At 69.0% G+C, this 9,968-nt stretch carries 8 protein-coding genes; 3 read left to right on the forward strand and 5 right to left on the reverse strand.

Features of this window, described 5'->3' with window-relative positions; all coding sequences use genetic code 11:
• The first annotated feature begins 103 nt into the window (after nt 1-103).
• The 3 genes from ACWDV4_RS18120 to ACWDV4_RS18130 are packed head-to-tail and all read left to right on the forward strand — an operon-like array spanning nt 104 to nt 6,056.
• Nucleotides 104-2,764 carry a fibronectin type III domain-containing protein gene (locus tag ACWDV4_RS18120; RefSeq protein WP_449980119.1) on the forward strand — a complete coding sequence of 887 codons (2,661 nt, stop codon included), beginning with the start codon at nt 104-106 and terminating at the stop codon, nt 2,762-2,764.
• A complete protein-coding gene (locus ACWDV4_RS18125) occupies nt 2,761-3,897 on the forward strand; it encodes a DUF58 domain-containing protein (protein WP_449980122.1) in 1,137 nt (378 codons plus the stop codon). Before ACWDV4_RS18120 ends, ACWDV4_RS18125 begins: the two co-directional genes overlap by 4 nt.
• Nucleotides 3,894-6,056, forward strand: coding sequence for a transglutaminaseTgpA domain-containing protein (locus ACWDV4_RS18130; RefSeq protein ID WP_449980125.1), 2,163 nt, complete (start codon nt 3,894-3,896; stop codon nt 6,054-6,056). Before ACWDV4_RS18125 ends, ACWDV4_RS18130 begins: the two co-directional genes overlap by 4 nt.
• A gap of 21 nt (nt 6,057-6,077) precedes the next feature.
• Here the strand turns inward: ACWDV4_RS18130 and ACWDV4_RS18135 are convergent, their stop codons facing one another.
• From ACWDV4_RS18135 to ACWDV4_RS18155, 5 genes are read right to left on the reverse strand one after another with little or no spacing between them, the layout of a single operon-like run.
• Complete coding sequence (locus ACWDV4_RS18135; protein WP_449980128.1) at nt 6,078-7,178, reverse strand: TY-Chap domain-containing protein; 1,101 nt, start codon at nt 7,176-7,178, stop codon at nt 6,078-6,080.
• Nucleotides 7,175-7,708: a DUF6301 family protein gene (locus ACWDV4_RS18140; RefSeq protein WP_449980130.1), complete on the reverse strand. Its 534-nt coding sequence runs from the start codon at nt 7,706-7,708 to the stop codon at nt 7,175-7,177. The genes ACWDV4_RS18135 and ACWDV4_RS18140 overlap by 4 nt, the downstream gene beginning before the upstream one ends.
• Before the next feature lie 45 nt (nt 7,709-7,753).
• Nucleotides 7,754-8,299 carry a hypothetical protein gene (locus tag ACWDV4_RS18145; protein ID WP_449980132.1) on the reverse strand — a complete coding sequence of 182 codons (546 nt, stop codon included), beginning with the start codon at nt 8,297-8,299 and terminating at the stop codon, nt 7,754-7,756.
• A 1-nt stretch (nt 8,300) separates the two neighbouring features.
• The gene (locus ACWDV4_RS18150) at nt 8,301-9,596 is read right to left on the reverse strand and encodes a hypothetical protein (protein WP_449980134.1); all 1,296 of its coding nucleotides are present in this window, start codon (nt 9,594-9,596) and stop codon (nt 8,301-8,303) included.
• A complete protein-coding gene (locus tag ACWDV4_RS18155; protein WP_449980136.1) occupies nt 9,593-9,958 on the reverse strand; it encodes a hypothetical protein in 366 nt (121 codons plus the stop codon). Before ACWDV4_RS18155 ends, ACWDV4_RS18150 begins: the two co-directional genes overlap by 4 nt.
• Between the last annotated feature and the right edge of the window lie 10 nt (nt 9,959-9,968).

Genomic DNA, 9,968 nt, shown 5'->3' on the forward strand with positions numbered 1-9,968 from the left:
ATGGCATCCCAATTTATCGGTCAGGGGTAGACGGGTTTCGCTCGCGACGAAAGGCGCGATAGGCTGCCGCCCGGTCACACCTGCACGCGCTGCGGAGGCGACGATGAAGCTGCACCGGCTGCGGAAACTGACGAAGTTGCGGAAGCTGACGAAGGGTTACGCGGCAGGAGCAGGAGTGGCGGTGCTCGCCCTGGCGGCCACCATTTTCGCGGTCGGTGCCACGGCACAACAACCGGCGATCGCCGACGGCGCCTCGTGGCTGTGGAGTCGGGACACCGGTGAGGCCGCTCAGGTCAACGCCGTCTCCGGGGTCGTCGGCCTGCGGCAGCCGATGATCGACGCGCAGGGACACCGGGTCCGAATCAGCCAGAGCGACCAGTACGTGATCCTCCACGACCTGGACACCGGCCAGGTGACCTCCATCGACCTGGCCCGGCTCGGGTTCTCCGGTTCGCTGGAAGTGGGTGTCAAGGAGGACACGGCGCTGCTCCTCGACAAGGGGATGGCCGTCCTGGTCGACCGCAGTCGGGGCATCGTGCGTCCGGTAGACCCCGCCAATCTGCAGGGAATCGGCGAGCAACTGCGTCTCCCCAGCCCTCTGGTCGGCGGCGGGTTCGACAAATCAGGGCAGCTGTGGCTGAGTGTGCCGAGCCAGGGCACGGCGGTTGCGTTGCGAGTCCATGAAGGGAAGTTGCGGGTCGAACGGACCGAAGCGGTCAGCACCCCGGGCCGCGCTCAGACGTTGACCGTGCTCGACGAGGGTGCGCTCATCGCCGACCGCAGCGGCGCCGACACGATCACCGTCGTCGGCCGGAAGGGCACCCGGCAGATCAAGTCGCCGGTTCCGCTCACCAGCGCGGTCGTACCGGACCGTACGATCGGCGCGACGGCGGTCATCACCGTGCCGGCCGAGCAGAAGGTCGTCACCATCGGTGACGTGGCGAATGGCGCACCGGTGCGTACCCTGCCGCTACCCCCCGCCCATGGCGAGACCACGCAGCCGGCGGTCAGCTTCGCCAATCGGGTCTACGTGCCTGATCAGTCGGCCGGCGTCGTACGCGTCTTCAAGGCGGACGGTAGTCCCGCAGGAACAATCGACGTCGGCACGCCGCAGACTCCGGTGGAGTTGGAGGTCCGGGAGGACTTCCTGTTCATCAACGCACCCGATTCCGAGACCGCGGTGATGGTCAACGGTGCGGGGGAAACCTCCAAGGTGGAGAAGTACGACCCGAAGCAGGCCAACCCGACGCCGGGTCCCACCGCACCGGCCACCGGGCAGCCCACCGCCCCACCCATTCTCTCCCCGCCGACCGAGCCCACTCCCCCGCTCGAGCCGGCACCCGCCCCAACTTCGTCTCCCACGCAGATCCCGGTGCAGCCGCAGCGCCCCGGCCCGCCGGTCCCGGTCACCGCGTTGGCCGGTGACGGCGACGTACGGCTCTCCTGGGGCCGGGCGAAGCGTGGCTCGGCACCGGTACGCAACTACACGATCGCGTGGGACGAGGGCGGTGGTGGCCAGATCCGCGTCGACGGCGACGTACTCCGTACGACGATCAAGGAGTTGGACAACGGCACTACCTACCGGTTCCGGGTATTCGCCACGAACTCGGTCGGGGCCGGTCCGCCAGCGCTGTCCCAGCCGGTGACCCCGCAGGCCAGCAAGCCGCCGGCCACCCCCGCCGCCCCGAAAGTGACGATGGAGCGCAACGACGCCGGCTTCCCCACCGGTGCGATCGAGGTCAGCTGGGCGGCGATGGCACAGGCCGCCGACTACGTGGTGACGCCGATCCGCGATGGCCAGGCCGGAAGCAACCCGCCGCAGATCGTCTCCGACAACAGCGCCAGATTCCCTGGCCTCACCGCTGGCCAGACCTACACGTTCACCGTCACGGCGCGCAACGCGGCCGGTCGAGCCTCGGCGGCCAGCCCGCCGAGTGAGCCGATCCGGGTGCACTACGCGCCAGCTGCGCCGGGCGGCGTCTCCGGCCAGCAGACCGGCCCGAACACCTACCTCATCCAGTGGAACGCCGCGAAGACCAACGGAACTCCGGTCACGTCCTACACCGTGCGCGACGGCAAGGGCGCGGAACTGGCCAAGGTCAACGGCTCCACGCTCACCGCCACCGTCACCACCACCGGGCTGACCTCGGTCACGGTGACCGCCGGCAGCAGTGACGGGGACGGTCCGGCCGGGTCCGGTCGGGTGCAGACCGCCACCGCCCCGCAGGTCAGGATCACGTCGACGAGCGCCACCCAGAACTCGATCACGGTACGGTTCACCGTGGCCGGTGGTGGTGCCCCCACCTGCGCGGTCCTCTTGGGCGACCAGCGTCGGGCCGAGTCCTGCACCTCGCCGGTGACCGTGGGCGGCCTGAGCCCGAACACGGTTTACCGGGTGACCGTCGAGGCGACGAACTTCATGGGCACCCGCAGTGCCGAGCGCGAGCAGCGCACCCAGCGAATCACCTACGGCGCACAGGTCACCTGCACCGACGCACCGAACAACCCGCAGCCCAACTTCTGTGCGAACGGCCTACCGGTCTACTCCGACAGCAACGACAACGGTGCGGTACGCCGTCGCGTCGCCAACGGATCCCGCATCACGCTCTTCTGCAAGGTGCACGGCGAAAACCAACAGGCCGGGCCGTACAACAACTACAAGGAGGGCGACCACTGGGTGGAGCTCACCGACGGCGGTTGGGTGTCGTGGGTGTGGCTGCGATTCGACAACGGCGACAACGTGGAAGCGATCCAGAACTGTTGATCAGACCAACCGCACGGGGGGTAGGCACGACACTAGGCGGCTGCCTCCTGCTGCTAGCCGGCCTACTGCTCGGCTATCGCGAACTGTTCATGCTGGGCATGGCCGCACTTACCGCAGTAGCGGTAGGTACGGCCTGGGGTCTCGTCCCCCCGGCACTGCACGTCGACCGCGCCGTCGTACCCGCACGGGTCCGGCGGGGCGAAGCCGCCGAATCCGTCGTCGACGTCATGGCACGGGGTCGCGCCGGTAGGCTCCTCTCGCTCCACGACGGGGTACGGGACGCCGACGGCAAGGCATCCTCCGAAACCATCACCACGGAGGTGTTCGCCCGCCCCGGTCTACCCACCCGGGTACGGCTGAAGTTGCCCACCGACCGACGTGGCGTCTTCCAGGTCGGGCCGTTACGGGTCGGCCGTACGGATCCACTCGGTCTGTGGTCGGCACTACGGCCGGTCGGCGCCACCCAACAACTCGTCGTCTGGCCAACCTGGCATAGCCTGCCCGCTTCGGCGATCGGCCGCACCGCGCAGATCGAGGCCACCCGGGATCCACACCACACGGAAAGCACCACCTTCCACACCCTGCGCGAATACGTCTCCGGCGACGACCTTCGCCACATCCACTGGCGTACCTCGGCCCGTATGGGCACCCTGATGATCCGTCGACACGAAGGTGCCTCCATCGCCCGCCTGGTGCTGCTGCTCGACGACCGCGCCTCGTCGTACGTCGACGCCGAAAGCTTCGAGGCGGCCGTCGAGGTCGCCGCCTCGGTGCTGGTGTCGCTGACGGATGCCGGACGCCGGCTCGCGGTGGTAACCGCCTCGGATCCGACCCACGACCCGGTGACCACGACCGCCGCTGGCCTCGATCTGCTCGCCGCCGCCCGGCTGACCAACTCCGGGGTGTCCGACCAGCGGATCCAGGCCCAGCTACGGCTACGTCCACTGGGCGACGCTCTGCTCGTCGTCACCGGCACCATCGGCGACGTGACACTGGCTGCTCCACTCGCCGCCAAGTACCACTCGGTGCAGACCGTGGAACTTGGCCCCGAAAGCACATTCGATGCCGCCGGCATGGTGATCACCGCACCGACCGCCGCCGGCATCATCACCCGACTGCGGGAGCAACGATGAACCAGCTGGTTCTCGCGGTGGCCATCGCGACCGCCGGCCTCGCCGCCGGTGGCCAGATCGCCGGCGGCTACGTCGGCGACCTGGCCCTTTGGGCCATCGCGGCCGCTGCGATCGGCGCTGCCCTGGTCGGACAGGTGACGGCCAGACACCGGGCCCTGACGCTGCCGGCCAACATACTGGGCCTTCTCGCGGCGCTGTTCACCCTGCACAGACTGGCGCCGGCCCCGGACGGCCTGCTCGACGCTCTTCTTCATGCGGGTGCCCGGCTACTCACCAGTGCCACCCCCATCCCGCCTCGGGTAGACACCCTGGCCCTGCCCGTCATGGCCACCTGGATCACGGTCGCGATAAGTGGTGCCCTGGTCCGGGGACGCCACCCCGGCACCGCTGTGGTCCCGCCCGTCCTGCTCGCCTTCGCGATGTTGGCGTTGGCCGGCCCACGTCGGGATCCCGGTTACCTACTCACCGCGATCCTGGTCGCCGTACTGACCGTCATGCTCGCCGCAAGCCGGAGGCTCGCCGCGTCTCGGACGCTCGCTCCGACCCAGACGCTCGCTCCGCCCCAGACGCTCTCTCCGCCCCAGATGCTCGCTTCCACCGGGACTACTCGAACGGGCCACCCACAACCGCAGGTGACTCGACTCGGCGCTGCTGTCCTCCTCGCAATTGTCCTGGCCACAGCGACCGGGCTGCTGACACCCGTGCTGTTGCGTAACGCCACGACGAGCCCACCCGACCTGCGCACAAAGGTGCTCCCCCCGGTGCAGGCGCCGAACCAGGTACACCCGCTGAGCCTGCTGGGCCGGTGGCAGCTCCACCCCGAGCAGCCACTACTCGCCCTCGACTCGAATCGCCCGGTCGCGCTGCGGTGGGCCGTACTGCCGGACTTCGACGGCAAGAGCTGGCAGCCAGCCGCGTCCTACCTCGCGGCCGGCGGGGACCGGGCGCCCCGACAGCCGGTGGTCGCTGCCGAGTCGGTACGCGCCAAGATTGTCGTGGTGGGGCTGACCGGTGGCTGGTTGCCCGTGCCTGACGGCCTGGGTCGGGTCAGCGGGGTGTCGATCGCCATCGACGAGGAGTCCGGCAGCGTCGTCGTACCGGGCGGGCTGCGCGCCGGACAGCTGTACGAGGTCGAGGCCGTGGTACCCGCGCCGACGCCAGCCCAGCTGCTCACCGCGCAGATTCCCACCTCGGCTACCTTCGACCGGTACCGGGAACTTCCGCCGGGCAACACCGGCCCGATCTTCTCGTTGGCGCTCGATGCGGCAGGTGACGGACTGCCATTCCAGCAGGCGACGGCGCTGGCCACCTGGCTGAAGCGGAACTACCGCTACGACCCGTTGGCTCCGGGCGGCAGCGGCTATCCGAGCGTCGTTCGCTTCCTCGCCGCCAAACCACAGGTCGGCGGCGGTCGCGGCACCTCGGAACAGTTCGCTGCCGCGTACGCAGTCCTGGCCCGAGCACTTGGCATCCCGGCCCGGGTGGTGGTCGGCTTCGATTCGAAGGCTCCCAAAGCGGGCTCGACCATAGCCACCATCACCGCTGGCGATGCCCGAGCATGGCCCGAGATCTACCTGGAACCGGTTGGCTGGATTCCGATGGACGTGACCGCACCCCGGGCGTCCGAAAAGCCTGAGACGAGCCCCGCGCCGCAGCCCACACCGTCCGCCACCGCGTCGGTGTTACCGCAGCCAGCGGTACCGGATGTCCCGACGGTCGAGATGGAGGGCAGCAGCGAATCTCGCGTCTCCTGGTGGCACCTCGCTCTCCTACCCGTACCGGTGGCCGGCGCACTCGGGCTGATCGCATTGCTGCGCCTGCGCCGCAGTCACCGCCGCCGGACCGGTCCGGACGACCTGGGCCGGCTCCGGGGTGCCTGGGCCGAACTGATCGACGCGGCACGCCTCGCCGGGATCCACGTCAAGCCACATTGGACGGTGGGTGCGACGGTGGCCGCGGTGAGCACCGCCGTAGCGAGCGCGCCCGCTCCGCACCTGGTGACGGTGGTGAATCGGACCTGGTACGCGGCCAGACCGGACACCGACGGCGTGCCGCTGGCCGTCACCCAGGCCATGGATCTCGTACGCGGTGTACGCCGGAACGCGAGTCGGCTACGTCGCTTCCTCTGGTGGCTCGACCCCCGGCCGCTGTGGTGGTGATGACAACTGCCAGTTGCCCGGTCAGCCGCCCTTGAGTAGTTCGGCCGCCCGGGTGATCGCTGCCTCGTCCACCTCCGGCAACTGGTACTGCCGGCGGGCCAGATAGGCCAGGAAGTCGGCCTCGGGGGCGACGCCGTACCGTTGGGCGAAGTAGGCCAGCGACTCGGACCACACCCACTCCCCATCGGTACGGAAGTGCAGCGGCACGGTTTCCGGGTGCTCCGGGTCGAACGGGTCCGGGTCGAAACCGTACGCCACTGCCACCAGCGGGGCCGTACGCAGGTAGGCCGCGACCGCGCTGCGGTCCGGCTCGGCGAGCCGGGGTCCCCGTACGATCGGCCGCCCCTGCTCGTCCCGCTCGGTATCGACAGCAACGGCCAGCCTCGGCCCGACCTGGTCCTGCCCCGGCGGACCGCCCACGGTTCCGGCCTGCCGCTCGACCAGCCTGCGCCACCAAGCCGTCACTCGCTCCGCCGCAGCGGCGCCGATCGGTACCAACTCGTGGTCGAGTTCGCCCAGCTCGGCCAACTCCAGCGTTTCCGTGGCGCGCCACCTGCCATCCCGGCCAAGTGCCTCGTCGTGGTCGACCACGCCGATCCGGACCCGGCGCAACAGACCGCTCGGGCGTTCCGGCGTGTCGTCATCCGCCACCCGGGCGTAGTACTGGATCTCAAGCTGGTCCAGCCCCAGACCGAACGCGAAGCGCCGACCGTCGGCGGAACTCCACGCCTGATAGGCGAGTTGCCTTGGGCTGGAGAGCCCGAAAACATCCCGCACCACCCCGACCAGACCGCCGGCCAGGTCCGCGTAGCCGGCGGCCGGCGCTGGCCACGCGAGTTCCCGCCACCAGTGCCCGGGATGCTCCTCATCGGGCAAGGACCAGCCTGATTTCCGCAGGTCGTCCTCCTGCTCAGCGGAGAGCCGGCGGTCGCTGTCGCCTGCCGTGGTGGCGGTACCGGAGACCTCGACAACCAGGCGGTCGGGGCGCTGCCACAACTGGGCGAAGTATCCGTCGATCGGACGGGCCACCTCGTGCAGTTGCAGCACCATACCGTCCGATAACCGCCCCACCAGGTCGGTCAGTTGGGTCGTGAGTTCGCCCCAGTTCGTCTCTGCGGTCACCACTCCTCCTTGTCGACCGACGGCTTCGCCGCCCACGCGTCCCCGTCTGCCGTCCGCTCGTCCAGGCTGGCGGCGTACGCGGGGGACAGCAGCGCCAGCTCGACGAAGATCCCGCCGTCGCGTACCCGGACGATCCCGCTCGCAGCGGGCCAGCGGACCTCGGGTCTAGGGCCCGGCCGCCGGTCGGCCGGCGTATCCAGGACGGTGCCGACGGCACCTACGGCAGTGGCGAACGCGTTCCGCCGGAAGGCGACCGCATCCATCGACTCACCGGTCGCCCCGGCCGTCACCATGATCGAGAAAATGGTCGCGGCCGGACCGAAAAACGCCAGCTCGGCATAGTCGGTAACCGGAGCGAGCCCGACCCGCAACACGACACCACTACTGGTGGGGCCGGCGGCTACCGGCCAACCCAACTCCGCCAACGCCAGGTCCAACTCGGTGGTGGACCAAGACCACCGCAGCCCCGCCAACTTACCCGTCAGCTCGACCAACTGTGCCGCCGTGAGCGCACAGGCTGAGGAGTCCATGGCGTTGATCGTAACCACTTGTCAATGGGCGAAGCGGGACGCGAACTACCGGTCGAACCCGGCCAGGGCACGGTCATAGGCGGCCCGCGCCGCCTCCAGCCGCACCCGACCGAACCGACCTGGCTCTGCCGCCCGCACCAGGCGGCCCCGGTGCGACCAGAACGCGTCGTCCGGCACCGCCGCCGCATCGTCCGGCAGGAACTTGAGGACCTCATTGATTGCCGCTCGGGCGGCCAACAGGTCGATACGCGCCTGCGCCCGTTCCGCCTCGGACAGGTCGTCCATCTCCACCGGCACGCTGCCGTAGATGTCCGACACCCACAGCCACTCGCCCGCGTCGATCAGCTCAGACCGTTGCGAGCCGGGTGCCCACTCGCCCTCGGCCGGCGCGGTCGGCTCATCGGGCTGCCGAAACTCGAAACCTCTCGGCCGGCCACAGGCTACACACTCGCCGAGGTAGCTCACGATCCAATCGCCGTCGACCTGTTCCAACGAGCTGGTGTCGCCGAAGTCGATCTCTCCGCACGGACACGGATGCAGCTCGAAGTAGAGGTGCGCCTCCTCGTTCGTACGGGCCAACGGCCGACCCACGTCACCGACCATGACGCTCGGTCAGCTCGGTGCGTTGCTGCTGCAAAATGGACCGTTGTTCGGCGAGAAAGGTCCGTTGAAACCACTCGGGGCTGGTCCGGCGCACCTCGTGCCCGTTGGCCGTCCAGCAGACGCTGCTGGGCAACTCCTCGACCTCGGGTGGGAAGAACTTCTCCACCTCGTCCAACGCGTACATCGACATCGTCAGCATCGTGACCACCGCCTCCCGCTCCGCCGGATCTGGCTCGATAACCTCTCCGCTGGTCTCAGCCACGGCATCGACCGCCGCTGCCAACGCCGTCATCACGCTGGCCGCCAGCACACCGTACGCCTGACTCACCGCCACCCACTCCCCCGGATCGAGCAGTTCCGACGGACCGTCCTCGGGGTAGCTGAACCGCCGCGGATCCCCGGGTAACGAACCTGGGCGCGGTGGCAGTCGGAAGACATGGTCGCGGGGTTGGCCACAGTCGTCACAGGGACCGCTGTAGTTGACGACCACGCCATTCTCGTCACTGCCCAGGACCGCCATCGCGTCGCGGGGAAACTCCACCGACCCGCATCGGCACGGATGGGTGTCCAGGTAGGCGTGCACCTCGGCATAGGTCCGAGCAGGTAGGGGCGAGGGCGGGGCGGTAGTCGGAGCCTCGGTTGACGCGGTGACCGGTTCACTGGCCGCAGTATGGAACGACGACTCGAACCGGCGCTGAAATTCGTCACGGCGGTCCCGGTAGAAGGCCGCGTCGCGGAGCGCTCGACTACGCCGGAACACGTCCCGCCGCTGCTCGTGGACGCGTCGACCACGGTCGGTCCAGAAGGCCGTATCCGGCACTACCTCCACGTCGAATGGTAGAAACTTCTCGATTTCCGTCGCCGCCGCGGCGGCCCCGTTCCACGCGTTCAGGATCGCCCAGTACGTCTCCTCGTCGGGCGGCTCGTCACCCAACTGGGCGAGGCCGACCTCGGCCATGCCCGCGTTGGCCGACTCGATGACATACCACTGGCCGGCGTCCACGAGGGTCGACCGACCCACCCCGTACAGCTCGCCCGACTCCTCCGCGGCCTGCATGCCCGCCTTCGACACCGGCACCTCCGCGACGTACCACTCCCTCTCGTAGGGGCCGTCGAAGCGCAGCAGCCAGTGCTCGTCGTCGAGGTCGTCCAGCGCCGTGTGGCGAAGGTAGTCGACCCAGCCCTCCCCCTCGGGCAGGGTCAGCTCCAGAAAGGCGTACGCCTCAGCCACCGTCCGCGCCGTTGCACTCGTCCGGTTCTCGGCAGCCGTTCGGACCTCAGTCATACGGCAACTCCTCCCCCTTCCTCGATCACCTCACGCAACAGGTTCGCAAGCTGACCCAGGAAGGCGGCGGCAGCAGCGTCCGTCGGCTCATCGAGGACCCAGTTCGCGTCCCATTCCACCAACTTAACCAACTCACCGGGTTCGGTAGGCCCGCTGAGAACCTCCTCCAACGCGGCCAGGTCACGGCGGAGACCCCGTAGCGTCGACTTCGCGATCAGTTGGAAATCACCCTGCACCTCCTCCAGGCTCGACGCGTCGGCAACCTGCCCGCGCAGGAGCGACCGGACGGTCTCAATCGATGACTGTCGGGCCAACTGCTCAGCCCTGCGACGCAACGACTCCGTCAAGTGCGACGGTTCCATGCTGAAGGCA

The sequence above is a fragment of the Micromonospora sp. NPDC003197 genome (genome assembly GCF_053590565.1).